The organism is Micromonospora sp. NPDC049529, assembly GCF_055586685.1.
The window spans coordinates 133,105-157,479 of record NZ_JBVJHT010000017.1 but is presented as its reverse complement, the minus strand read 5'-3'; the positions used below and the strand labels follow the sequence as shown (position 1 = coordinate 157,479).

Sequence of the window (24,375 nt, the reverse complement as noted above, 5' to 3'; positions counted from 1 at the left end):
AGGTCGCGGACGCCGAGCTCGATGGCTCACCATCGGTCCAGAGTCAGGGCACAGAATCATCCGGCACGGTGGAGGATGGAGGCCGCTGAACGTTCACCGATCCGTGCCGGCGGCACCGATCATCCCCACCCAAGCTACCCCGCACAAAGGCCGTACGGACGCGATTGCGACGAACCGAGTGGGGGGCAGCGGCGAACTCGACCGCCCGGCGGCGCTCGCCGTCATCACCCCGATGCTGCTCGCCGCACAGGGTGTCGCGCCCGTACGACCGGGGCGCGGCACGGGTGCTCGCCGACGTGTTCCTGTCCTCACCCGCGTCTACCCCGATATAAGGCGATGCGCTTCGAGTCGGTCGAGGCGTTGCGTCGGTAGCGAAGTTTTGACCAAATGGCGCCGACTGGCGCAGCGGGCTAACCCCCGATCTTAGAGGTTCATGTGACTCGGGCCAGCGTAGCCGGCGCTTTCCGACCGTGATGCACAGAGTCGCTGTTCGCGCAGTCTACTCACGCCGTACGTCGATTACGCGCGGCGCCCAGACGTGTATGACCGCCGCCGCAAGAGTCACGACCACGATGCCGAAGGCCAGCATCGGCAACGATAGCTCCAGCGTACCGAGGAACCAGCCGCGTTGCTGTCCGTCGAGCCGGAGAAAGGAGTTCCCTGCCAGGTGCGCAACCACGGAGGCAAGTCCTAGACCAATGACGAGCGGGGCAAGCAACTGCAGCAGTTCAGCCACGAAGAGAACGCGTCGCGGCGTACCGAGAACAGCCAGCGCCGCACGTTGACGCCTAGTCTCTGTTGAGTGGTCCACTGCGGCGATGACGAACGCCACGACGCACAGGAGAAAGCCAATCCACACGCCCAGTTGGAGCGCGCCGCGATGAATACGGAACGCCTCCAGAGCCCCGAGATTGCGGTTCTCGACGTCCACCTGCGAAGTCGGAGCGATCTTGGCCGCATCCGTGAGGAACCTCGCGAGGTTCGTATCGCTCGGCGGCAGCACGTAGTGGAACACGGTCTCCTGGGACCAACCGGTCGGTAGGGTATCTGCGGTAACCAGCAGGCTCGTGATCGGGTCGGAGGTCGAATTCGTCGGCGTGATCACGAGTGATTCGGCGGGCGCACGGACGACGAGGAGTTTTCCGGACGAGTCGCGGAATTCGATCTCACGACCCGCCGGCAGGGCGTCCGCGCCATCCGTGGAGGAGGGGTACCGGAGCCGATAGATCTGCCCACCGGTGCAGCTCGTCAACGCGCTCCTGAAGAGTTTCCTGGCGTCCTCGCACCTGGCCAGGGTCATCGTCACGCCGAGCACGCGCACGTGATCGTCCAACGTGACCGGGGGCCCCTTGCCCATGGGCGGTTCGACCACGCTCTTCACACTCGCCCAACGAATGTCGGCGGGCAGGTCGATCAGTCGATGCTGGGCTTCAGCGGGAACGGTCCTACCGGACATCGCCACCTGGTGGTACGACACCGGCGGTCCTGCGGCCAATTCCATGTCACGCACGATCCCGGCCCCGACCCCACTGACGATCACCAGAACAACCAGGCCCACAACCAGTCGGATGGCCATGGCTGGCGCAAACTCCAGCCTGCGGGCCGCGACCCGGAGAGTGAGCGGCGCTCTCTCCCGGTTCACCCGTCGTGCCAGCATGGACAGGATCGGGCGCAGCGCCGGCGGCAGCCCGATGGCGCTGAGCACCACGCCGGCCAAGAGGACACTGCCGGCCGACATTCCCATGATCCTGCCGCTACCGCTTGCCGGCCACCACCAGAGGTTCCAGATCATCAGTGCAAGCCCGGCCGCGAACGGCACCACCGCCCACCAGTACGCCTTGGGCTCGGCCAGATCGAACCGGGCGGTCAGCGGCCTTCGAACGGCGCGGACCGCACCGAGTGCACCGAGGATGGCCGACGCGGTCACGACGATGAGCATGACGGCGACAGCCTGTCCTGTTGTCACCTGAGCGCGTTCCGGAAACCATTCGAAACCCAGCACCTCCGTCGACGCGAGCACCGGATTGGCCAGGCTGTACAGCCCGATTCCCAACAGCGTGCCCAGGGCGCCGAATGTACCCGCCTCGGCCGCTGCGACGCCAAGAATCTGCTTGCTGGGCAGTCCGAGCAGACGCAATGCCGCGTACCGCCGGGCACGGGTGGCGGCTGACAGGCGCGCGCACACGAACAGGTAGATCAACGCCGGTCCGCCGATCAGGAGCGTCAGCTCAAGCGCGACCGCGCCCTGTTGTTCGGTTGACTCGTCCATGATGCGGTCGAGCCCCTGCCAGCCCACGGCTGGCCTGCCGTCCCGGAGCACGCCTGCGTCCGCGCCGATGTATGCAAGTAGGTCATCGCCGCCGGCGAGCCCGGATGGCGAGATTCGGCTTGATACCTGGCCGGGTATGCGGTCCGCGACTCCACTCTGCGGTAGCAGCGCGGCAAGCGCGGGCGACACTGCCACCTCGCCCGGCCCCGGGAAGCGGTCGACGCCCGGCGGAGGCGGAGGATCGGTTGACACCGCGGTCACGAACACCTTTGTCAGCCTGCGCCCCTGCCAACTGTCCTCGACCAAGCGGAATCGGAAGCTCGGCTGCTCCCCGTTCAGAGCGACCGCCGGGTAGCGCGCCCCGGCTCGTGTGGCGCGGTCGTCAAGGATGCTGGGGATGGTCCAGACAAAGAGAATCGCGGCCACACCTACCGCAACGCCACATACCGTTGAGATGAGCCGGACGAGGCCGGCTCGCCCGCCGCCGCGCAGCAGCCGGAGGAAGAACCGCACCCCGGTCATCGTGGCCCCTCTGCGCTCTCCCCGTCACGCAACTCCATGATCCGATCCGCCTGTGTAGCGATCGTCGCATCGTGTGTCACGAGCACGACGGACGTACCGTGTTCCCGCGCAAGCTGCATGAACGCACCGAGGATCGCAATACCGTTGCGGCTGTCGACGGAGCCGGTTGGTTCGTCGGCGAAGACGACCTCCGGGCGATGCACGATCGCACGTGCCACAGCCGCCCGCTGCGCCTGCCCGCCCGATACCAGCGCCGGTCGCCGGCCCGCGTGCGGTCCGAGATCCAGTCGCTCGATCAGCTCGTCGACTCGCTGGCGTCGGTGTCGGGAGTCAACCTTCAGAAGATCAAGGGGAAGCGCAATGTTCTCGCGGAGTGTCAGCTCCGGCACCAGTTCGGCGAACTGAAACACGAAGCCGAACCTGCGACGCCGCAAGGCCGCCCGAGCTTCCGCATTCAATCGCGTCACCTCGGTGTCCCGGAATATCACTCGACCGCGCGCCGGCTGCAATAGCCCGGCCATGCAGTACAGCATGGTCGTCTTGCCCGACCCACTCTGGCCAGTGAGCGCCAAAATCTCTCCCTCGGCGACGGTGGCACTGGCACCGGCCAGCGCCACCGTCGCACCATAGGAGAGCGACAATCCTTCGGCTTTCAGCATGCCGCTCCGCCGTTCATCTGTCTAGAAGTCGATATACTCGCTGTCGCAGGTGTTTCCGGCCCAGTCCTCCACGCAGGCCCGTACGTAGCCGTACGAGATGGAGCCCTGGCTGTCGTAGACGTAGGAGTCCTGCCACTCCCTTGATCCATTACCGGCGCTGTTCGTGTTCTTCGCCGTCCAGCCGTAGCCGTTCACCCTGCCCTCACTGAACACCGAGTGCCCATCCGCAGCGGTGTCGTGCAGGTAGCCCCAGTAATTCATGGTGCCGGGCGCAGTTCCGTATGCGGTAACGTTGGCCTGATCCGAGGGACTGCTCCCGGCGAAAGCCGTCCCGGACGTCGCCACCCGGAATTGTACTGCCGATGCCGCCGAACTGAACCCGACCACGCTCAACACTGCGAGCACGCCAATCGTGATAACCCGCTTGCCACGCATCCAAGCCTCCACTCTCGACGGGAGCCAGCTCCCTCGAACCGTCTGGTGGCTATAGTCGAGCATCGAAGTCTCGACTGGGGAATCCGCAGATTTGCAGGGCATCACGGTTGGCACACTGGCGGCCGCCTGTGGTATACAAGCAGGCGAGCGGTCGAAAGATGTCGAAACATGATGGCCAATTCTTTGCCCACAGTCACTCCGCCCGCAGCATGTCGGCCGGCGCGATGCGTGCCGCAGCGTAGGCCGGGTAGATGCCGGCGGCCATGCCAACAGCCGTGCCGATCGCGGGACCGAGTAGCAGGAGTACCGGGTCGACGACGAGGAGCCAACCTTTGGCGAGCGCGATGACTGCGGTGACAATCACCCCGACGGCGACCCCCACGACGCCACCGACCAGCCCCAGCAGCCCGCTCTCCGTGAAGAACTGAAGTGCGATCGCCCGGCGCGACGCGCCGATCGCCCGGCGGAGGCCGATCTCCCTCCGACGTTCCAGTACCGAGACCAGGGTGGTGTTGGAGACGCCCAGGGCTCCGATCACCAGTGAGACCGCGGCCAGACCGAGAAACAGCGCCCGTGTGTCTCCCTCCACTCCGTCACGGAAGGTGTCGAGGTCCGGGGGAACGAGTGCGGCAAGCGCTTGGGGGGCGTCCGGCTTGAGCGCCAGCGGCGCTTCGTGTCCCACCTGGTCGGCCGCCCCGAGTCGAGTCCGGACGACGACCTCCGCAGGCCCAAACGCCCCGTCCTGCGACAATTGACACAGTTCGTAGGGCACGATCACCGCGCCCGTCAGGCGAGTCTCGCCGGCCGGCGGCTGAACCAGGCCCAGCACCGTCAACGCCGTGCCCCCGACGTACACCAATTGCCCGGTGGACGAGTCGGGGATACCGATTCTGCGGGCTGCGGTCGTGTCCAGCACGGCAACCGCCTCGCCCCGCACACCGTGCCCACCGTCGAACATCCTGCCTTCAACGAGCCGGACCCCGAGCGTTTCGAGGGCCGCCGGCTGCGCGGAAACAAGGTTCACCCGGTCTGACGGTGGCCGTAGTGCGGGGTCAACCCTTGACGCCGGAGCCTGCTCGGCGCGTACGCACATCGCGCCTGCGGACACCACGCCGTTCAGCCGGGCCACTCCTGCCACCGTCGTCGGTGTCGGTCGGGCAACTTCTGTCGAATAGCGCACCGTGACCGTCGTGGCCCGCATGGCGTCGAACCGGCTGGCGATTGAACCGGCAGCACTCGCCGCGACGCTGATCGTGGCGATCAGCGCCGCGATGCCGAGCGAGATCCCCGCTGCTGTGAGGGACGACCTCGCTCGACGACCGATCACTGCCCGGGCACCCTGCTCCAGGACGTCCAGCGGCCGGGTACGAGGCCTACGTCGCATGCCCGTCCACCACCGTGACCACGCGGTCTGCCCGATCGCGGACTGCCTCCTCGTGCGTGACCACGACCACGCCGCGATCCTCGTCCACCAGCTCATGGAGAAGATCGAGGACCTGTTCCGTCGACCGACTGTCCAGGTTGCCAGTTGGTTCGTCACACAGCAGTACCGGTGGGTTGTGTACTATCGCGCGGGCGATGGCCACCCGCTGCTTTTCACCACCGGAAAGGTGTGCCGGGCGTGATCGCAGCCGATGGGCAAGGCCGACTCGTTCCAGAGCCGCCGTCGCTGCGGCTCGACGACCGCGTCGAGGTGCGCCCTGGTGCACCAGTGACAGCATCACGTTCTCCAGTACGTCCAAGTGAGACACCAGGTGGAACGCCTGGAAGACGAAGCCCAACCGCTCTGCGCGCAGGGCCGTCAGTGCTCGCTCGCGTTGCCCACTCGTGTCGACGCCACACACCCGTCGGATGCCGGTGCTCTGGTCGTCGAGCAAGCCCAGGACGTTGAGCAGTGTCGTCTTTCCGGAGCCGCTGGCCCCGACGAGCGCGACCAACTCGCCCGGGTACAGGCAGAAGTCCACCGCCGTGAGCACGGTGTATTCCGGCGGACCGGGATACGTCTTGCCGACGCCGACCAGCTCCAGCAGGGGTACCGAAGTACCGTCAGCCGCCATGACCACCCTCGTTCCGATAGGCGACGACCACAAAATCCCCTGAGCGCAGCTCGCCTTCACGTTCCGGCGACACCGCCACCCGTCCGGCCACGGACAGGTGGACCTGTACCTGAGCGCTGTGCTGCCCGACGGGACGCACGACGGTCACACTCGGTACCCCGTCCGCGCCGGTCCAGATCGCCGAGACCGGGACGATGACCGCCGCCTCGGGGCTGCGCGCTACTTCGAGCGACATCCGCTGCGCTGCCCCGATCCGAACATCGTTGCCGGCCTTTTCCGAGATCCGTACGGTGATGTGTCGCCGATTGCCGTTGCGCTCCGGCCCTTGGCTGGGCTGGCTGTCGGACGACTCCGGCGTGCCGAGCGGCTGGTCTGGTGCTGGCGGCGCCATGTCGACCACGGATACTTGGCGTCCTACCCGGTCACGCAGCGGCCCCTCACCGAGGGTCCAGGTCGCACCGTCGGCAATCTTGACCAGTCGGGCGTAGGCGTCGTCGTCGACCGGCGCGACCACGTCCCATGCACCGGCCGCAAGGGTGAGCAGGGGGACGGCCCGCGCGTCGTCGCCGATCCGGCGGGACACGGTGTCGACGGTCGCCGGCAGTATGCCGAGGTACGCGAGTTCCGCCGCAGGTACGACGATTGCCCGCGCCGGGGACGGTACGCCGCCCGTGGGCGGGCTGGGCGCCTGCGCCTCCGTCTCCGTAGTTGCTTCGAGTGCCTTCTCCACGGGCTGGTAGCCGAGACGCCGGTACAGCCGCCGTACGTCCGCGCCCGTACGCGTGTTGAAGGTGCCGGTGACCGGGGTGTCGTAGAGCTCGCGCAGGGCGGCCTGTAGTTGGCGCACGTCGCGACCGCTGTCCCCGACCGTCAGATCCCGATAGGCGGGAAACTCGCCGTGCAGCGCGATGACCGGCCGCCCGGAGATCTCGATCAGGAGGTCTCCGGGACGCACCGTGTCTGCGGGACGGCGCGGCGTCTGGGTAACCACCGACTTCACCGCTTGGTCGTCCGGGCCCCGGACGACGACGCTCACCTCTCGGCTGATGATCCCGTCGAGGACCACCCCGTCAATCAGGGTCCCGTCCTCAGCCGTCGCGGTCACTACCGACGGCGGAGGCGGCTCGCTACGGGCAGCGCGTTGTTCCTCCGTAGTGGCGCGGGTGGCGACCACCCAGATAGCGGCAGTTCCGGCCAGCAGTAGCACCGCAGCGAGGAGCAACCAGCGCCAGCGTGAGCGTGCTGGTGTCATTGTCGTCATCGGCATGTCGGTCGTCTCCAGCTTCCCGTTTCGGCCGCGGTGCGGCATAGCACTGGCGAGCCGTCATTCACGAACTGGTTGGTCAGCCGCCCAGATTCGGGTAATGACCCGACCGGTGACCTTGTCCTGCGCGACCGGACCGTCATACCGAGAGTCCCTGGCGCCTGCCCGGTTGTCCCCGAGGAGATACACATGACCGGCAGGCACGGTCACCGGTTGGCAGTCGGTGGTGACCTGCGTGGACAGGTAGGGCTCGTCCACCTGCGTGCCGTTACGGAACAACTTGCCCTCGCGGCACTCCAGTTCGTCGCCGGGAAGGCCCAGTACCCGCAGGGTGTAACCGGAGCCGGCTGGCGAAAGGACAAGCCGATCGCCCACGTCGAGGCCGGTCAGACGGAAGCCGACCCGGTCGACCAGCACCCGATCGCCGGGTTGGATGCCCGGCTGCATCGTGACGGAGGGTACATAGACGACCGTCAGCACGAAGTGATGGATCAGCACGGCAAGCCCGACGAGGGCAATCGCTGCGACCACCAACCGACGGATCCAACCACCGCCGAACAGCCAGCCGAACGCCGTGGCGAACAGGCCCACACGACCCACGTGCTCCCGCCAGGACACCCACAAACCACCGAGGGCCCACCGCACGGCCTCAGCGTCAGTCCGCAACTCCTCGAACTCCGCCAGCACCGCCTCGCCCCAGACGCCGCCCCGTTCGCCCCCGCGCCGGACCGCCTTGGTCAGGATCGCCCGGGAGCATCGCCGGACGACGCTGCCCGCAACGCCGACCGGCGCCTCCGACGCGGTCACCACGCGACCCTCATCGCAGGCCGAACCTGTGCGGGCGCGCTGTGCCGGTCCCGTTCCGCCAGCCGGGCCTGCGCCAGCGCGGTGCCCGCGGAAGTGAGTCGGTAGGCATGCCGCGCCGGCCGTCCCGGGATCGTCGAAGTCTGCCACTCGGCTTCGAGTGCTCCCTGATCGGTCAGCCGCATCAGGATGGGGTAAAGGGAGCCGCTCGCGAGCCCGGTCTCCTTGGAGAGGTCGTAACCGTGTCGCCAGCGTGAGGGGTCCGCCAACAGGGCCGCCAGCACATGCAGTGTCTGTGGCGAGGAGTTCGGAGGTCGAGGCATATCTTTACTCTACATATGTAGAGTAACTCCGTCCAGGCTAATCGTTGATCGATGTCTACCGCTGTAGCAGGCGCTGGGCGTTGTCCAGTGCCCGACGCTGTACGTCCCGGTACGCCAGCACCTCAACCTGGTGACTCGCGAGATAACGGCCGAGCTCGTCCTGCCAGACGCCGCGCCGCGTCTCCGCCACCCGATGTCCGGCACCGCAGGTGGCATCAGCCCGCGCGAGTTTGAGCACGTCGACCGGAGCGCCGCCGTTCTTCTCCCGGTGGGTCAGAACCTGCGCGTCGGCGGAGTCGCCGAGCCCCGGGAAGTCGGCCTTCTCCATGCAGTCGGACCATCCGCGAAGCGAGGCCACGACGGCCGGATCGTTCTCGGCGTTCCGGCGCGCGATGTCCGGGCCACGTCTGGCCAACGCGGCGTTACGGAACGCCGCAGCGACGTCGCCGAACAGGTCGCCGGCGACCCGTCCCCCGCAACCGTCCACCGGGACCGACAACTCGGTGCCGTCCTCAAGGCGAATCATCATGTCGGTACCGAGCGCCGCCTCGTACCGCTGCTTCTCGTCCTCAGGAAGGCGCTCGAAGGGGTCGGCGGCCGATTGCACCGCCGGCTCCGCCGGCTCGGAGGGGGCGGGATAGCCCTTGGCCAACTCCACCTCCTCGGGCCGCGGTGGATCCACGAACGGATAGGGCTCGGAGGAGGATGGGACATTCACCTGGTCGGTTGGGTGAACCTTGAACCCCGCGTCTTCCATACAGGCCACGATCAGCCGGTTACTCACCTCCTCCACCTCAGCAGCGAGTGCGATGGCGTCGTTGAGCGCCGAGGAGGCCCGGTTGACGACCGCCGGGTCCACCGGACTCGGCGAGTCACCCGAGGCCGAGCAGCCTCCCACCAGGATCAGTAGGCCGGCCAGCGCCGACCACCGGATGGTCGTCCTGATCATCTTCACCTTCCAGTCGCGGGTACGGCCCCACTGAAAACCGTTATCGAGAGGCGTCGAAGGAGATAGGAGAATGCCCCCAACTGTAGCGCCTTGAGGGCGGCAGGCCGGGGGCATTCTACGAGATGGTCGGTGTTCGGCTGATCCACGCGTCAGAAGTCGAAGTACTCGGTGTCGCAGGTGTTTCCCGCCCAGTCCTCCACGCATGCCTGTACCCAGCCGTACTGAATTGCGGATGCGGAGTCGTAGACGTAGGAGTCCTGCCACTCCTTGGAACCGCTTCCGGCGCTGTTCGTGTTCTTTGCCGTCCAGCCGAACCCGTGCACCCGACCCTGGCTGTAGACCGAATGGCCGTCCCCCGCAGTGTCGTGCAGGTAACCCCAGTAGTTCATGACGCCGTCGCCGCTGGATACGTAGGCGGTGATGTTCGCCTGGTCGGAGACGCTGCTTCCCGCGAACGCCGTACCGCTTGTCGCCAATCGGAACTGAGCCGCCGAGCTCGCTGAGGCCGCACCTAGCAGGCCCACCGCAGCCAACGTTCCGACGACGAGCACACGCTTACCCAACATCCGAGCCTCCCACTTCTCCTGACTGCGGGGAGCCGCCACAGCTCCCTGCGACCACTACCGGCCGGAACTCAGTCGAGCACGCGATGTAAATCAGCGAAATCCGTAGTGGTGCAGAGCCAACCGGGCAGCGAGAAGCTGATCGCCATGATATAAGGGCCACGTTCCGTCGCGACAGAGCACCACGCGAGTGGACCGCACGCCCACATAGACAGGAGATATGCAGGCAGTACGCAATGCACAGGAGCCCACGGGAGCGCTCGGCCCGACACTCGGACCGGTCGCTGGGAGCCGGCTACAGACGCGGCGATCGACACCACACGCACCATAGCTCCGCAGCTTTGCAAGTGATACCCTTGAATATCGGTCCAATTAGGATCGGTCGAAGTTGGTGCGTGCGCACATCCAAGTGAACATGATCAGTACAACGGGGAGAAGGAATGGGGCTATTAGTCAGCGTGCAGGGTCCCTCCAAACCCGGGGAATCCCCGGAGGTTGTCACGCTTGCAACGGGAAGTCATGCAACCTTCGGAACCTGCGGATGTGGTGGCTGTGAATTCTCGGTGAGCCTTGCACCGCAGGGACCGCACATCTATGCCGGCCGCGTCACCGCTCACGCCGACCATTGGCGTCTGGACAATCTGTCGACAGATTTCCCGCTCGTGGTCGAAGACCTGGAGAAGCCACGCGAATACCTATCCGTGCAGCCAAGGATGGGTGACATACCAATACCCTTCGAGATGGCCAGGATTTACGCTGCAGGTACCTTTCGCACACAAGGCGTCACCGTATCCGGCACAGCTGCCGCGACCTTGAAGATCGTGCCCAGCAGATGCCCGAGCGTAATCCACAACGCGACTATACTCAGTCCGAACAGCACGTACTACAAGGTGTTGCTTGCCCTGTGTCAACTGCGGCTCGACGGCACTGAAACGGCCCCGTTGCCATCGGCCCGTGAAATCGCGGAGATCATGACCTCGGAGGGTAATCCGATTTCCGAACGCGCCGTGGTCGCACACATCGACTATCTCATCAGTAGACTGAACCTACAGGGACCACCCGACCGCCACCTGCGCCGCCGCAACTGGAAACGGGAGTTGCTGGCCCGTGAGGCGATCAAGCGTGGCCTCGTACAACAGAGCCAATTTTAATTCTGGTGCCCAACAGAATCGGCCGCCGCCACTGACGCCCACGCCCGTGGGAGGTGATCCGGTCGACGGTGCCCCGCCCCCTACGACCCCGGGTGCTCCCTGCGGGCATGAGGGTGACTCCGGGTGTCGGCCCGTACGGGCGTGAGAGTGCCTGGCTATTACCTCTCGCCAAATGGTCAGGTTGGCTCTCCAAGATCGATCTGCCCCGAGTCGATCAACAATTCTCAATGTCCACTGAAAGTGATCCGGCGGACTAGCCGGACCCACGTGTCCGACAAGGAGCTAGACAACGCCGTTGAGCAGTTGCCTTGCCATGACGATCCGCTGCACCTGGTTCGTGCCCTCGTAGATTTGGGTGATCTTGGCGTCGCGCATCATCCGCTCCAGCGGGTAGTCGCGGGTGTAGCCGTAGCCGCCGAGCAGTTGCACCGCGTCGGTGGTGATCTCCATGGCGGCGTCGGAGGCGAAGCACTTGGCCGCCGCGCCGAAATAGGTCAGGTCGGCGTCGCCGCGCTCCGACTTGCCGGCCGCCGCGTACGTCAGTTCGCGGGCCGCGGCCAGCTTCATGCCCATGTCCGCGAGCATGAACTGGATGCCCTGGAAGTCCGCCACCGGCTTACCGAACTGCTTGCGCTCCTTGACGTACCCGAGGGCGTAGTCGAGGGCGCCCTGGGCGATGCCGAGCGCCTGCGCGGCGATGGTGACGCGGGTGTGGTCCAGGGTGCGCATCGCCGTGCCGAACCCGGTGCCGGGAGCACCGATCAATCGGTCGGCCGGAATCCGTACGTTGTCGAGGTAGACCTCGCGGGTCGGCGAGCCCTTGATGCCGAGCTTCTTCTCCGGGGCACCGAAGCTGACCCCGGCGTCCGACTTTTCCACCACGAACGCGGAGATGCCGCGCGAACGGGCGGTCGGGTCGGTCACCGCGAAGACGGTGTAGTACTCCGAGACACCGGCGTTGGTGATCCACCGCTTGACGCCGTTGAGCACCCAGTGGTCGCCGTCGAGCACCGCACGGGTGGTCATCGAGGCGGCGTCGCTGCCCGCCTCCGGCTCGGAGAGGCAGTACGAGAACATCGCCTCGCCCCGGGCGACCGGCGGCAGGTAGCGGCGCTTGAGTTCGTCCGAGCCGGCCAGCAGCAGCGGCATCGTGCCCAGCTTGTTCACCGCCGGGATCAGGGAGGACGAGGCACAGGCGCGGGCCACCTCCTCGATCACGATCGCGGTGGCGAGCGCGTCGGCACCGGCGCCGCCGTACTGCTCGGGGATGTGCGGGGCGTGGAAGTCGGCGGCCCGCAGAGCCTCGTACGACGTCTTGGGGAACTCGCCGGTCTCGTCGGCCTCGGCGGCGTACGGCGCGACCTTGGCGTCGCAGACGGCCCGGACCGCCTCGCGGACCGCCCGGTGTTCCTCGGGCAGTTGGTAGACGTCGAACGCTTCGCTGCTCATCGCGGCCCTCCCCTGGGGAACACTTTCGTGAACCCAGTTGTACCGCGCCCGGGTGGGGCGGGGCTACTGAACGGTAACAAAGTTCACTAGCCCCGCCCCCGGCAAACCGTCGTCCGCCGGTGTGTCCTACCGGGGTGGCGCGGGTCAGCCGACCAGCGACCGCACCGCAATTCCGGCCGTGCTCAGTTCCCGGACCAGGTCACCCAGGTACGGGTGCTCGTCGGACTGGAGTCCGTCCGGGTTCGGGATGACCAGGAAGCTCGAACCGTCGGCGACCGACGCGCGGGCGTCGGCGGTGTACTTGCCGATCACGGCCTCGGCCTTGGCCTGGTCGGCGGCGGCCACCTCGATGGTGATCGGCCGCCACTGGCCGCCCAGGTTCTCCGGCGCGGGTGCGGCGGCTGCCGCGGCCCGGTCCGGCGACACCGCGTCGGTCATCCGGCGCAGCGTCTTCGGCGCGTCACCGGACGGGTAGAGCAGGGCGTTGGCCACCAGGTGCAGGCCGCTCTCGTTGTACGCCCGGAACAGCGGGTTGAACGCGAAGAGCACCGCGTGCCCGTCGCCGGTCGGCTCGTCGACCAGCGCGACCGTGCCCTTGAGCAGGTCCTCGCCGACGGTGTAGCCGTTGTGCCAGAACCGGTCGTCCGACGGGTAGGTGAGGACGTTCACACCGGTCGTGCTCGGCCGCAGGACCGAGTCGCCGTTGTTGAACTCGAAGTCCTCCGCCGGCCGACCCAGCGCCACCGGGCTGTCGTGGTCCACGTCCACCCGCAGGTGGGAGCCGACCATGGTGTAACCCGCCGGCTTGGTCACCTCGGTGGTCGAGGTGAGCCCGGCCGCGCGGGCCATCCGGGTGCCCTGGTTGCGCAGCCCGATGTAGGTGCCGCCGGCCGAGATCCAGGCCCGCAGGTTGGCCTGGCCGGTGGCGGTCAGACCGCCGGTGGCGTTGCTGCCGTCCGGCACCAGCAGGGTGCTCCGGCCGGTGAAGACCTCGGTGTTGTTGTTGATGTCGGCGGTGGTCACCGGGGTCAGGTCGAGACCCCACTGCTTGCCGAGCACGAACCGGGCCTCGCCGTACGAGCCGGAGGTCAGGCTGATCCCGGTGCCGGCGAAGAGGCCGACGTCGGGCTGGGTGAGCTTGACCCCGGTCGCCGGCTGGCGGCTCGGGTGCAGGGTCACGCCGTACGAGGCGGCGAGCTTGTCCAGCTTCGGGGTGAGCCGGGCGGACCGCATGCCGACCAGGTTGGTGTCCAGGTCACGAACCAGCGGGACGCCCTTGTCGAGCAGCTCGAAGGTGAACTTCGCGGCCGAGGCCGAGTCGAGCTTCCACGAGTACGAGCCGCCGTCGGGCACGATCGAGGTGGTGCCGCCGCGGTTCTCCTTGACCCGGTTGGCCTTGGGGAAGACCACGTCGCCGGTGGAGATCGTGTTGAGCCCCATCAGCAGCGGGTTGCTCCACGACGACACGTCGTAGAAGTACGGGAACGGGGTGTAGGGGTCCTCGCCCAGGGTCGCCTGGATCCAGTGCTTCTGCGGCTGGTCCATCTTGATCCAGTACGCGCCCGCCGGCACGACCACGTTGGTCGCGCTGCGCCCGCCGAAGACCTTCGCCGTCGGTACGGTCACCGGCTCCTTGAGCTCGTAGACCTCGACATCCATCTTGCGCAGCCGCTCGACCAGCGCCCGGACGTCGGCGAGCTGCCGGTCGGGAAGGAGGAAGTACGACTTGATGTTGACGTCCGGAACCGGGAACTGGACCTCGTTGGTGGGTTGGACCACCTCGTTCGGCTCCAGCGTGCCGGCCGCACCCTCGGCCAGGGCGTCGGACCAGATCTTGTAGTAGCTGTTCAGCACCTCGCGCTTGTTCGCCGCGGCCCAGCCGAGCGTCGACCACTGCGTGTTGAACTGCTGCTGCACCCGGTCCGGGACAGCCGACGAGCTGCCCTTCTCGAAGGTCATGCCGGCGGCTCCGAACCCGGTGGCCGGGACGGTGTCGCCGTAACCCATGAAGAACATGTCATAGGTGTCGTAGTTGAAGTAGCACTCGGTGGTGACCGTGGCGGTGCAGGCGCCGTTGTAGCCGAAGCCCGCCTTGTTCGCCTCGCCGATCCGGTTGATCCAGTCGACCACCTCGCTGGAGATCTCGTGGTGGATCGGGTCGGCGTTCGGCGGGAAGAAGTACTCCCGGCCACCCATCTCGTGGGCGTCGATGTAGACCTGCGGCGGGTAGTCCCGCAGCATCTCCAGTTTCGCGTCGGTCTCCGGCTGGGTCCGGGCGAACCAGTCCCGGTTCAGGTCGAAGCCGTACTCGTTCTGCCGCCGGTTGGCGTCGCGCCCGTCCGGGTTCTGGGTCGGCACGATGACCGTGACCAGCTCCTGGTTGCGCTTCTCCACGTCGCAGGAAAGCCCTGCGGCCAACTCGTAGAGGGTCTTCAGCGCGGCGTCGGCACCGCTCTTCTCGCCGCCGTGCACGTTGCCGGTGACCCAGACGATCGCCGGACCGCGCTGGGCGATACCGGCGGCCTTGGCCGGGGTGGTGAGACGCGGATCACGCAGGTCCTTGATCCCCTCGACGATCGCGTCGAGGGCGGCGGGCTTGACGTTGGCCGAGTTCGAGACGATCGCGTACGGCAGCGTCTGGCCGGTGACGCTGGTCGCCATGGTGCCGGTGATGACCCGGTCGGAGGCCGCGTCGACCGCACCGAGGTAGGAACGGATCTCGTCGTCGGTGACGACCCGCTCCTGCCCGACGCCGAGCGGGAAGCCGAGTGCGGTCTCCGGGCTGGGCACCGAGTCCAACCGGGCGGTGGGGTCCGGCACACAGGCCGGCGACGGGGTGGCCGCAGTGGCGGCGGTAACGTTGAGCAGGGGTAGGAGCGAGGTCGTCAGGGCGATTGCCGCCCCGGCGGCCAGCCGGCGGCGGGCCGGCAGGTAGTTAGCGCGGGATATTCTCATGTAGTACTTTTGTCCCCTTCTGCGAAGCGTGCGTCAGGTGGATCGGAGCCTAGGGCCCTTACATAGAGGGGGCAAGATCAATTTGGGCGAGATGGGGATCGGGCGAACGGCCGCACCGAACGGAGGACACACAGTCACCGTCACATCGCGCGGGATTGTGAAGATGCCGACCGAACGGGCGGCGGCCCGGCCCGGCCGCGTAAGCTCTGCCACTGTCGTTGCCTGCGTAGTCGGCATTACAGCTGAACCCTCGCAGTAACGCACGGAAAATGCAGTACCCACCGTTCTGTCCCAATTGGCGTCGTGGCGACGCCGCCCTGCCCACCGCGACGCAAGGAAGCGCCGCCCAGTGCGAGCGGAGAGAAAAGGCGTGACAATCCCGTACCCGAGCACACAACCCAAGCCGGCAATCGTCGCGGTGAGCCCTCCTTCCGGCGCGGCGCGGCCGCGGCTGACCTTCCTCGGCACCGGCTACCTGGGTGCGACGTATGCCATCTGCTTCGCCGAACTCGGCTACGACGTGATCGGGTTCGATGTCGACGCGGAAAAGATCGCCAAGCTCTCCGGTGGCGAGGTGCCGTTCCACGAGCCCGGACTCGACGAACTGCTGCGGCGCAACCTGGCCGCCGGCCGGCTCCGGTTCAGCACCTCCTACCAGGAGACCGCCGACTTCGGTGACGTCCACTTCATCTGCGTCGGCACCCCGCAACGGGCCGACGGGATGGGCGCCGACCTGTCGTACGTCGAGACCTCGGTCACCGGACTGGCCCAGCACCTGACCCGCAAGGCCCTGATCGTCGGCAAGTCGACCGTACCGGTCGGCACCGCCGAGTGGATCGAGCAACTGGTCGGCAAGCACATCCCGGCCGACCTCGGTGTCGAGGTCGCCTGGAGCCCCGAGTTCCTCCAGGAGGGCTTCGCCGTCGAAGACGTGCTCCGCCCCAACCGGATCGTCGTCGGGGTCAAGAGCGAGTGGGCCAACGGCATGCTCTACGCCGCCCACAAGGGTGTCTTCGACCTGGCCGCCACCGAGGACCGCGAGGTTCCCCTGGTGGTCACCGACTTCGCCACCGCCGAACTGGTCAAGGTCGCGGCCAACGCCTTCCTCGCCACCAAGATCTCGTTCATCAACGCGATGGCCGAGGTCTGCGAGGTCGCCGGTGGCGACGTCACCCAGCTCGCCCGCGCGATCGGCTACGACCCGCGCATCGGCAACCGCTTCCTCCAGGCCGGCGTCGGCTTCGGCGGCGGCTGCCTGCCCAAGGACATCCGGGCGTTCCAGGCCCGTGCCCAGGAACTGGGTGCCGGCGAGGCGCTCCGGTTCCTGCACGAGGTCGACCTGATCAACCTGCGTCGCCGTACCCGGGTGTTGCAGTTGTCCGCCGAGCTGCTCGGCCGCCGCTACGGCCCGGCCGGTCCCGACCTGTCCGGCACCCGGATCGCGGTCCTCGGCGCCACCTTCAAGCCCAACTCCGACGACGTCCGCGACGCCCCGTCGCTGGCGGTCGCGGCGCTGCTGGCCAAGGCCGGCGCCGACGTGCGGATCTTCGACCCCGAGGGGATGGAGAACGCCCGCCGGGCCCAGCCCGACCTGCACTACGAGGCCAGCATGAACGACGCCGTCACCGGCGCCGACCTGGTCTGCGTGCTCACCGAATGGGCCGACTTCCGCAACGCCGACCCGGTCGCCCTCGGTGAACTCGCCGCCGGCCGCCGGGTGGTCGACGGCCGCAACTGCCTCGACTCCGGACTGTGGACCCAGGCCGGCTGGGAATACCGGGGCATGGGTCGCCCCTGACCCGCAGGCACCACCCCCGGACGTGAAACACGGCCGGTCACGGATCCTCCTCGGATTCGTGACCGGCTTTTTCCGATCTCCCACCGGCGAGGGTCTTTCAACGGTTGCCTGCTTTCGGCATGCTTCCAGGTGAGTCCACATTGCTGGTCCCCGGCTCGGGAGGTTGCATGAGTACGTACCGGTGCTCTTCGTGCGGCCGGGAGATCGACGCCGCTCCCCGCTGCCCGCACTGCGGGGCCGAGCAGGGCCAGTGGGCGGACGACCTGGCCCGGATCGAACGCTCCATCGCCGAGATCAAGATGCGCGACGCGGCCATCGCCAGCGAACAGCGCCAACTCGCCGCCAAGATGCAGGCCGCGCTCTTCCAACGCGACATCCTCACCCACGCCAACGACGAACGACTCAAACAGGCGACCAAACCCCGGCGGGTGCTGCGCCGCCGCGCCGGCCGGCGACCCCCGACCGCCGAACCGGGCGTGCCGCCACCGCCCCGGGTACCCCGATCCGGCGGCACCACCACCGACACCGGCACCACCGGCGCCGAAGCCGCGCCCCCGCCTCCCCCACCGCCGCCGCGCCGTACCGCACCCGGCGGTGTCCGCCGGCCCACCGGCCGCCCCGACGCCGCAGAGCCGCCGCCCAACCAGCCCGAGGCCTCCACCCGCGAGGTGCAGAACATCCTGCTCGGCCTCGGGGCCCTGCTGCTCGGCGTCGCCGCGGTCGCCTTCGCCGCCGTCGCGATCAGCTCGCAGAGCGACTTCAGCCGGGTGGCGATCCTGCTCACCGCCACCGCGTTGATGCTGGTAGCACCCCCGGTGGTGGCCCGGCGCGGGCTCACCGCCACGGCCGAGACGATCGCCGCCGTCGGCCTGCTCCTGGTGCCGCTCAACGGGTACGCCGTCTGGGCCATCGACGCGGTCTGGACCAGCGGCCTCTCCGGCACCGTCTTCGCCGGCCTGACCTGCCTCGTCACCGCCGGAGTCGGCTGGGTGTACGGCAGCGTCACCGGCCTGCACGTCGGCCGGTACGCCACCGTGATCGCCGGCCAACCGGTGCTGCCACTGCTGGCGTACGGCTGGATCAGCGGACCGACCGGCTGGGCCCTGGTGCTGACCGCGGTCGCCGCGATCGACCTGCTCCTGGCCCGGATGTTCACCCGCGACGGGCGACTGGTGGCACCACCGCCGCCGGCACCCCGGCGGCCCACGACATCCCGTACCGGCCCCGCGTTCGTCGACGACGCCCCGCCGAGCGGGGAGCCCCGACGGCGTACCGGGGACGACGAACCCGACGCCCTGCTGGACCGGCCGGAGTCCGCACCGGAAGAGGCGGACGCCGTACTCATCGTGCCCGGTGGGCGGGAGGGGCGGGAGGGGCGCAACCGCGTACCGCGCGAACCGGAGCCGGCCGACCCGCCGCGTCCCGCCCGGACCGCCGCCTGGACCGCCGGCGCCACCACCGTCCCGAACACCCCGTGGCTGAGGGAGCTGACCTGGGCCCTGCACGGGCTGGCCGTCGGCGCCGCCCTGCTCTACGCGGTGATCGCGCTGGTCGGCACCGAGACCGTACCGGGCGCGTTCCGGGCCGGGGTGGTGCTGGTGCTCGCCGCCGCAATCGGCCTGGTCGGTGCGCTCTGGATCGGCCGGGCACCACTGCCCGCCCTCGCCGCCGGCATCGTGACTCTCGCGGTCATCGGCGCCGCCGGCCGGATCGCCGCCGTCGCGCTGCCCGGTCGGGCCCTGCTCCTCATCGCCCTCGTCGTCGCCCTCACCGGCCTCGGCGTACGGGCCGTACCGGCGGCGGCCCGACGCGGGCCGCAACTCGCCTCGGCGGTCGCGCTGGTGGTGATCGGGGTCGTCGTCGCCGGCAGCGCGCTGCGCGCGGCACTGGCCCCGATCCAGGCCGCCCTGCCGGTCTGGCGGGCCGACCTCACCGACTACTCCGCCACCCTCGCGGAGACCGTCGGCCCGGCCGGCTGGCAACTCGCGGCAACCGCCTTCCTACTCACCATCGCCGCGGTGCTCGCCCTACCGGCGGAGGTACGCCGCGAGTTCGCCGTCACCGGCGCCGCGCTCACCGCACTGGCCGCCCCCGCCTCGCTCGGACTGCCCTGGATGGCCGCCCCGTGGCCACCGGTCCTCGCCGCCATCGGCATCGGCGTCGTCGGCCTCACCGCCGAAACCCGCCGGGCCGCGCTCGCGCACGCACTGGCGGCGGCGGTGGTCGGACTGGCCGGAGCCGCAGCGGCGGCGTCCCGGCCCAGCCTCACCGCGGCGGTGCTGTTCACCCTGGCCGTCGCCGGCCTGCTGATCAGCCTGGCACCCCGGGTGCCCGCCGTCACGCTCGGCGAATCGGCCCGACTGGTGAGCTCATGGGCGGCCGGTGGAGCGGCGTTCGCCCTGCCCGGCGCGGTCGCCGCCTTCGTCGCCGCGACCGTACCGGTCGACCCGACCCCGACCGCCGCGTCCGTGCGGGACGCCACCGAGCCGGTGCTCGCCGCCAGCTACCTGGCCGTCTGCGCGACCCTGCTGTACGCGGCCATCGCCCAGGTCTCACTGCGGCACATCAGCCTGCCGCTGACCATCGGCACCGGCTTCGGCGCGCTCGCCGTCACCGCCGCCGCCTTCGGCGCACCCGGTGCCACGGTCGCCGACGCCTGGGTCGGCGCGCTGCTCATGGTCGCCGCCATCCTGCTCTTCCTCGCCCCGTCGATCGACTCCGGACGCCGTGCCGACCGGCTGCTCGACGGCTCCGACTTCGCCGCCGCGGCAGCCACCGCCGGCCTGGTCGGTGCGCTCGCCCGGATCGCCGGCATCCTCGCCCCCGGCGCCGAACTGGCCGCCGCCGCCGGGCTCGTCCTGGTCGTCGCGGTCGGCGTACGCGCGCTGCCCGGCGACTGGCGCCGGGGCCCGATCCTCGGCGTCGCGCTCAGCGGTGGCGTGATCGCCCTGCTCGCCGGCTACACGGCGATCAGTGGCGGCCTGCGGGTGCTGGCCACCCCCGGCCGGATCTGGGCCGCCGACCTCGACGCGTGGCCGGTCGGTGGGGCCGGCACCAGCGCCTGGCAGGCCCCGATCGCCCTGGTCCTACTCGCCGCCGCGGCCGCCGCCGCCCTGCCCCGCCCCTGGAAGTACGACATCGCCGGGGTCTGCGTCGGACTCGCCACCATCGGCACCCCGGCCGCGCTCGGCCTGCCCTGGTGGTCCCCGATCGTGGTCGGCGGGGCGGTCGCCACCGCGTACGGGATGGCCGCCGCGGCGGCCGCCGACCCCCGCGCCGGACTGACCCGGGCCACCGTCGCCGCCGTCGTCGCCCTGCACGCTGTCGGAGCCAGCCTGGTCCGGCCCTGGACCACCGCCGCCGCCCTCGGGGTGGTCGCCCTGGTCGGCCTCGTGGTCGCCGCACTCGCCCGGGTGCTCGGCAACTACACCGACCGGCCCGAGCCCGCCGGTGACGAGACCGACGCACCCGACGACGATGACCTCGGGTACGACGACGATCGCGACCGCTACCCCGGCGCGCGAACCGAACCGGTCGACGACCTGCCACCACACCTCGGCCAGATCGGCGGCGCCGCCGCCGGAGGTGCGCTGCTCGCCCTGCCCGGCGCGTTCGCCGCCCTGGCCGCCGCCCTCGGCTCCCCGGCCGAGATCGTGCTGACCAGTGCCCTGGCCGCGTCGAGCCTCGGCGTCGCCCTGCTCACCCTCACCCGCCGCTGGGTGCCGCGCTACCTGCCGTACGCCACCCTCGGGGTGGTCGGCGGGGCCACCATCACCGCCATCGCCTCCATCCCCACCGACCTGCCCACCGGGGTCTACGCCGCCGCGGCGGCGCTGCTCGGCGTACTCGCCGAACTGGCCCGGTCGGCCACCCCACCGCCCGGTTCCGGGATCCGGCCGATCCGGCGCTGGTCGGTGATGCTCGGCGGCGCCGTACGCCGGATGCCGGACCAGCCGCGCGGCCGCTGGGCGATCAACCCGGCGATGGGCGCGATGGCCGCCGCCGTACTGCCGACCCTGGTTGCCGTGGCGACCCTGGGACCGGTCCTGGTCGCCGCGCTGGTCGAGCCGTACCGGGTGCTCTCCGGGATCTGGGACGGACCGCCGGAGACGATCGCGAACCCGACCGGCAGCGCGGTCGACGCCACCCACGTGCTCGCCGCCCTGCTGCTGACCGTCGCGGCGGCGCTGGCCGCGACCGGCTTCACCGGTGGCCGCCCCGCCCGCGCCATCCCGGTCGTCCTGCCCGGTGCCGCGATCACCGTGCTGATCGCGCCGATCTCGCTCGGGCTGGGCTGGCCGAACAGCACCATGGCCGCGCTCGCCGTCTTCACCATCGCGATGCTCGGGCTGGCGCTCACCCCGCCGCCGCCGGACGCGGAACGAGCCCGGTCGCTGCGGCTGGCCCGGATCCTGGTCTTCGCCATCGGACTCGCGGCCGGCGGTGCCGGACTCGCCGGTGCCCTGGCCACCCGCGAACTGACCCTGTTCACGCTCGGTGCCGCCGTTGTCGTCGGCGGGGTGGCCGCGTTCGCCGGCCGGACCCAGGCGGCCCGGATCCTCGGCTGGCTCTTCGCCTCGGTGATGGCCCAGCTCTTCGTCTTCACCGTCGGACTGGTCGCCGGGCTGGACCCGGTCTGGTCGGCGTTCGGCGTACTCGGGGTCGGGGCGGCGCTGCTGCTGCTCGCCGCGACCCTGCCCCGGCTGCGTCAGCCCGAGTCGCTGCGCGAGGCCGCCACCGTCGAGTGGACCGGGTACGGTGCCGCGCTGATCGCCGGTGCGCTGGCCTTCGACTCACCCCGGCACATCGCCGCCCTGCTCGCCGCCTGGGGAGCCGTACTCGGGGTGGCCGCGACCCGGCCGGGCCGGCGGGTGGTCGCCCGGCGGATCCTGTTCTGGGCGGCGGTCGCCTGCGAGATCAGTGCCTGGTGGTTGCTGATGGGGGTGGCCGACGTGGCCCTGCCGGAGGCGTACACGCTGCCGTTCGCGGCGCTCGCCCTGCTCGTCGGCATCCTGGAACTGCGCCAGCGCCCGGACCTGAGCAGTTGGGTCGCGTACGGCCCGGCCCTGGTCGCCGCGTTCCTGCCGACGCTGGTGATCGTGCTGTTCAGCTCGGCCGGCGACCTGCGCCAGATCCTGCTCCTGCTCGGCGGCGTCGCGGTGCTGATCTTCGGCTCGTGGCGGCGGCAGCAGGCGCCGGTGATCATCGGTGCGGCGGTGACGGTGATCGCCACCCTGCACCTGCTGACCGTGTTCGGCCCGTGGCTGGTCCTGATCCCGGTCGGCATCGTCCTACTGGTCCTCGGCGGCAGCACCGAACGCCGTACCCAAGCCCAGGAACGCCTCCGGGGCGCCCTGCGCGGCATGCGCTGACCCCTACCCCGCCGCCGATCTAGGGCAAACGGTGGTGATCGGAGATCCACTAACACGTATTCGCCCTAGATCGGCGGGGTGCTGGGGCGAGCCCGCGAGGTCCGGGGGGTCAGGAGGCGAGGCTGGCCTGGAGGGCTTTTTCCTTCTCCTCTACCAGGGCTTCCAGGGACTCGGCGAAGGCGGTGACCCTGGCCTGCAAGGTGTCGTCGGCGGTGGCGAGGATGCGTACGGCGAGCAGGCCCGCGTTGCGGGCGTTGCCGATCGACACGGTGGCCACCGGGATGCCGGCCGGCATCTGCACGATCGAGTAGAGCGAGTCGACTCCGTCGAGGTGCTTGAGCGGCACCGGGACACCGATCACCGGCAGCGGGGTGACCGAGGCGACCATGCCCGGCAGGGCGGCGGCACCACCCGCACCGGCGATGATCACCTTCAGGCCACGGCCGGCGGCCTGCTGGCCGTACTCGATCATTTTGACCGGGGTGCGGTGCGCCGAGACGACCCGTACCTCGTAGCCGATCCCGAACTCGTCCAGCACGTCGGCGGCGGCCTTCATGGTGGGCCAGTCCGAGTCACTGCCCATGATCAGGCCAACCCGGGTCGTCGCCGCCTCCGTTGCCGTCATCGCCCCTCCTGGAGCCACTGTGCGGCGCGCGCGGCGCGGGCGCGTACCTGTTCGAGATCGTCACCGAGCACGGTGACGTGGCCGATCTTCCGACCGGGACGGACCTGCTTGCCGTAGAGGTGCACCTTGGCGCCGGGGTCGGTGGCGAACAGGTGGTGCAGCCGCTCGTCGATCGAGATGCCACCCTCGGCGCCACCGAGCACGTTCGCCATCACCACCACCGGCGCGGTCAGCGCGGTGTCACCCATCGGGTAGTCGAGCACCGCCCGCAGGTGCTGCTCGAACTGGGACGTCCTGGCCCCCTCGATGGTCCAGTGCCCGGAGTTGTGCGGCCGCATGGCCAGCTCGTTCACCACCAGCACCGGGCCGCCGTCCGGGCCGGTCACCTCGAACAGTTCGACCGCGAGCAGGCCTACCACGTCGAGCGTGGTGGCGATGTCGATCGCCAGCTGCTGGGCGGCCAGGGCCAACGGCTCCGGCAGGTCCGGGGCCGGCGCGATCACCTCGACGCAGATCCCGTCCCGCTGCACGGTCTCCACCACCGGGTACGCGGCCACCTGCCCGAACGGCGACCGGGCCACCTGTACGGCCAGCTCCCGCCGCAGCGCCACCCGCTCTTCGACGATCAGTTGGGCGCCACCGTCGAGCAGCTTCGTCACCTGCGCCGCCCCGTCGGTGGCGTTCGCGACGACCCAGACACCACGGCCGTCGTAGCCGCCCCGGGCGGCCTTCAGCACCACCGGCCAGCCGACCTCGTCACCGAACCCGGTCAGGTCGGCCGGGTCGCCCACCGGCCGCCAGCGCGGTACGGGTGCGCCGAGCGCGCCGAGCCGCTCCCGCATCGCCCGCTTGTCCTGCGCGTAGAGCAGGGCGTCGGCCGACGGGTAGAGGGTCACGTCCTCGGCGGCGAGGGCGCGGATGTGTTCGCTCGGCACGTGCTCGTGGTCGAAGGTGACCACGTCGCAGCCCTTGGCGAAAATCCGCAACGCGGAGAGGTCGGTGTGGTCGCCGTACCGGACGTCGGCGGCGACCAGCGCGGCACCGTCCTCCGGTGTCTGGGCCAGGACGCGCAGCGACTGGCCGAGGGCGATCGCGGCCTGGTGGGTCATCCGGGCGAGCTGACCGCCCCCCACCATGCCGACAACGGGCAGACCGGTTCGAGAATCCATAACGCCGGCAA

Annotated in this window: 18 protein-coding genes; 4 read left to right on the top strand and 14 right to left on the bottom strand. The window is 69.5% G+C overall.

Annotated features, from left to right (window positions below; translation table 11 throughout):
* Positions 1-499: 499 nt before the first annotated feature.
* The 9 genes from ACZ6QQ_RS27650 to ACZ6QQ_RS27610 all read right to left on the bottom strand — a co-directional run bounded on the left by ACZ6QQ_RS27650 (position 500) and on the right by ACZ6QQ_RS27610 (position 9,117).
* Positions 500-2,782, bottom strand: a complete 2,283-nt coding sequence (locus tag ACZ6QQ_RS27650) for an FtsX-like permease family protein (RefSeq protein WP_465880243.1) — start codon at positions 2,780-2,782, stop codon at positions 500-502.
* A gap of 5 nt (positions 2,783-2,787) precedes the next feature.
* On the bottom strand, positions 2,788-3,450 hold the full coding sequence (locus ACZ6QQ_RS27645) for an ABC transporter ATP-binding protein (RefSeq protein WP_465880241.1): 663 nt from the start codon (positions 3,448-3,450) through the stop codon (positions 2,788-2,790).
* Positions 3,451-3,471: 21 nt separating this feature from the next.
* Positions 3,472-3,711: a hypothetical protein gene (locus tag ACZ6QQ_RS27640; protein WP_465880240.1), complete on the bottom strand. Its 240-nt coding sequence runs from the start codon at positions 3,709-3,711 to the stop codon at positions 3,472-3,474.
* Between the two features lie 367 nt (positions 3,712-4,078).
* A complete protein-coding gene (locus ACZ6QQ_RS27635) occupies positions 4,079-5,212 on the bottom strand; it encodes an ABC transporter permease (RefSeq protein WP_465880238.1) in 1,134 nt (377 codons plus the stop codon).
* Between the two features lie 46 nt (positions 5,213-5,258).
* Entirely contained in the window at positions 5,259-5,942 is a 684-nt protein-coding gene (locus tag ACZ6QQ_RS27630; RefSeq protein WP_465880237.1) for an ABC transporter ATP-binding protein, read from the bottom strand.
* Complete coding sequence (locus tag ACZ6QQ_RS27625) at positions 5,932-7,047, bottom strand: peptidoglycan-binding domain-containing protein (protein WP_465880236.1); 1,116 nt, start codon at positions 7,045-7,047, stop codon at positions 5,932-5,934. Before ACZ6QQ_RS27625 ends, ACZ6QQ_RS27630 begins: the two co-directional genes overlap by 11 nt.
* Positions 7,048-7,266: 219 nt before the next feature.
* Positions 7,267-8,013 (bottom strand): signal peptidase I, encoded by a 747-nt coding sequence (gene lepB / locus ACZ6QQ_RS27620; protein ID WP_465880235.1) that lies wholly within the window; start codon positions 8,011-8,013, stop codon positions 7,267-7,269.
* Positions 8,010-8,294: a PadR family transcriptional regulator gene (locus ACZ6QQ_RS27615; protein WP_465880234.1), complete on the bottom strand. Its 285-nt coding sequence runs from the start codon at positions 8,292-8,294 to the stop codon at positions 8,010-8,012. Before ACZ6QQ_RS27615 ends, lepB begins: the two co-directional genes overlap by 4 nt.
* A gap of 94 nt (positions 8,295-8,388) precedes the next feature.
* A complete protein-coding gene (locus tag ACZ6QQ_RS27610) occupies positions 8,389-9,117 on the bottom strand; it encodes a hypothetical protein (RefSeq protein ID WP_465880233.1) in 729 nt (242 codons plus the stop codon).
* A gap of 34 nt (positions 9,118-9,151) precedes the next feature.
* On the opposite strand from ACZ6QQ_RS27610, the gene ACZ6QQ_RS27605 reads away from it, so the two are divergent.
* A complete protein-coding gene (locus ACZ6QQ_RS27605; protein ID WP_465880231.1) occupies positions 9,152-9,316 on the top strand; it encodes a hypothetical protein in 165 nt (54 codons plus the stop codon).
* Positions 9,317-9,431: 115 nt separating this feature from the next.
* Here ACZ6QQ_RS27605 and ACZ6QQ_RS27600 read toward each other — a convergent pair whose 3' ends face one another.
* The gene (locus ACZ6QQ_RS27600; protein ID WP_465880230.1) at positions 9,432-9,758 is read right to left on the bottom strand and encodes a hypothetical protein; all 327 of its coding nucleotides are present in this window, start codon (positions 9,756-9,758) and stop codon (positions 9,432-9,434) included.
* 650 nt (positions 9,759-10,408) lie between these two features.
* On the opposite strand from ACZ6QQ_RS27600, the gene ACZ6QQ_RS27595 reads away from it, so the two are divergent.
* Positions 10,409-10,996, top strand: a complete 588-nt coding sequence (locus ACZ6QQ_RS27595; protein ID WP_465880229.1) for a hypothetical protein — start codon at positions 10,409-10,411, stop codon at positions 10,994-10,996.
* 282 nt (positions 10,997-11,278) lie between these two features.
* On the opposite strand, the gene ACZ6QQ_RS27590 is transcribed toward ACZ6QQ_RS27595, so the two are convergent.
* A complete protein-coding gene (locus tag ACZ6QQ_RS27590; protein WP_465880228.1) occupies positions 11,279-12,445 on the bottom strand; it encodes an acyl-CoA dehydrogenase family protein in 1,167 nt (388 codons plus the stop codon).
* A 144-nt stretch (positions 12,446-12,589) separates the two neighbouring features.
* Positions 12,590-15,400 (bottom strand): M14 family zinc carboxypeptidase, encoded by a 2,811-nt coding sequence (locus ACZ6QQ_RS27585; protein WP_465880227.1) that lies wholly within the window; start codon positions 15,398-15,400, stop codon positions 12,590-12,592.
* Positions 15,401-15,770: 370 nt separating this feature from the next.
* On the opposite strand from ACZ6QQ_RS27585, the gene ACZ6QQ_RS27580 reads away from it, so the two are divergent.
* Both ACZ6QQ_RS27580 and ACZ6QQ_RS27575 read left to right on the top strand, forming a co-directional pair.
* Positions 15,771-17,198: a UDP-glucose dehydrogenase family protein gene (locus ACZ6QQ_RS27580; protein WP_465880226.1), complete on the top strand. Its 1,428-nt coding sequence runs from the start codon at positions 15,771-15,773 to the stop codon at positions 17,196-17,198.
* Between the two features lie 167 nt (positions 17,199-17,365).
* Positions 17,366-22,570 carry an SCO7613 C-terminal domain-containing membrane protein gene (locus ACZ6QQ_RS27575; protein WP_465880225.1) on the top strand — a complete coding sequence of 1,735 codons (5,205 nt, stop codon included), beginning with the start codon at positions 17,366-17,368 and terminating at the stop codon, positions 22,568-22,570.
* A gap of 109 nt (positions 22,571-22,679) precedes the next feature.
* On the opposite strand, the gene purE is transcribed toward ACZ6QQ_RS27575, so the two are convergent.
* Together purE and ACZ6QQ_RS27565 are read right to left on the bottom strand one after the other, a co-directional pair.
* Complete coding sequence (gene purE / locus ACZ6QQ_RS27570; RefSeq protein ID WP_465880224.1) at positions 22,680-23,195, bottom strand: 5-(carboxyamino)imidazole ribonucleotide mutase; 516 nt, start codon at positions 23,193-23,195, stop codon at positions 22,680-22,682.
* The gene (locus tag ACZ6QQ_RS27565; protein WP_465880223.1) at positions 23,192-24,364 is read right to left on the bottom strand and encodes a 5-(carboxyamino)imidazole ribonucleotide synthase; all 1,173 of its coding nucleotides are present in this window, start codon (positions 24,362-24,364) and stop codon (positions 23,192-23,194) included. The genes purE and ACZ6QQ_RS27565 overlap by 4 nt, the downstream gene beginning before the upstream one ends.
* Between the last annotated feature and the right edge of the window lie 11 nt (positions 24,365-24,375).

Excerpts from the sequence above, each read along its gene's own strand:
- ACZ6QQ_RS27585 (WP_465880227.1), bottom strand. The coding sequence starts at position 15,400 with ATGAGAATATCCCGCGCTAACTACCTGCCGGCCCGCCGCCGGCTGGCC.
- ACZ6QQ_RS27590 (WP_465880228.1), bottom strand. The coding sequence starts at position 12,445 with ATGAGCAGCGAAGCGTTCGACGTCTACCAACTGCCCGAGGAACACCGG.
- ACZ6QQ_RS27645 (WP_465880241.1), bottom strand. The coding sequence starts at position 3,450 with ATGCTGAAAGCCGAAGGATTGTCGCTCTCCTATGGTGCGACGGTGGCG.
- ACZ6QQ_RS27630 (WP_465880237.1), bottom strand. The coding sequence starts at position 5,942 with ATGGCGGCTGACGGTACTTCGGTACCCCTGCTGGAGCTGGTCGGCGTC.
- ACZ6QQ_RS27640 (WP_465880240.1), bottom strand. The coding sequence starts at position 3,711 with ATGAATTACTGGGGCTACCTGCACGACACCGCTGCGGATGGGCACTCG.
- purE (WP_465880224.1), bottom strand. The coding sequence starts at position 23,195 with ATGACGGCAACGGAGGCGGCGACGACCCGGGTTGGCCTGATCATGGGC.
- ACZ6QQ_RS27565 (WP_465880223.1), bottom strand. The coding sequence starts at position 24,364 with ATGGATTCTCGAACCGGTCTGCCCGTTGTCGGCATGGTGGGGGGCGGT.
- ACZ6QQ_RS27575 (WP_465880225.1), top strand. The coding sequence starts at position 17,366 with ATGAGTACGTACCGGTGCTCTTCGTGCGGCCGGGAGATCGACGCCGCT.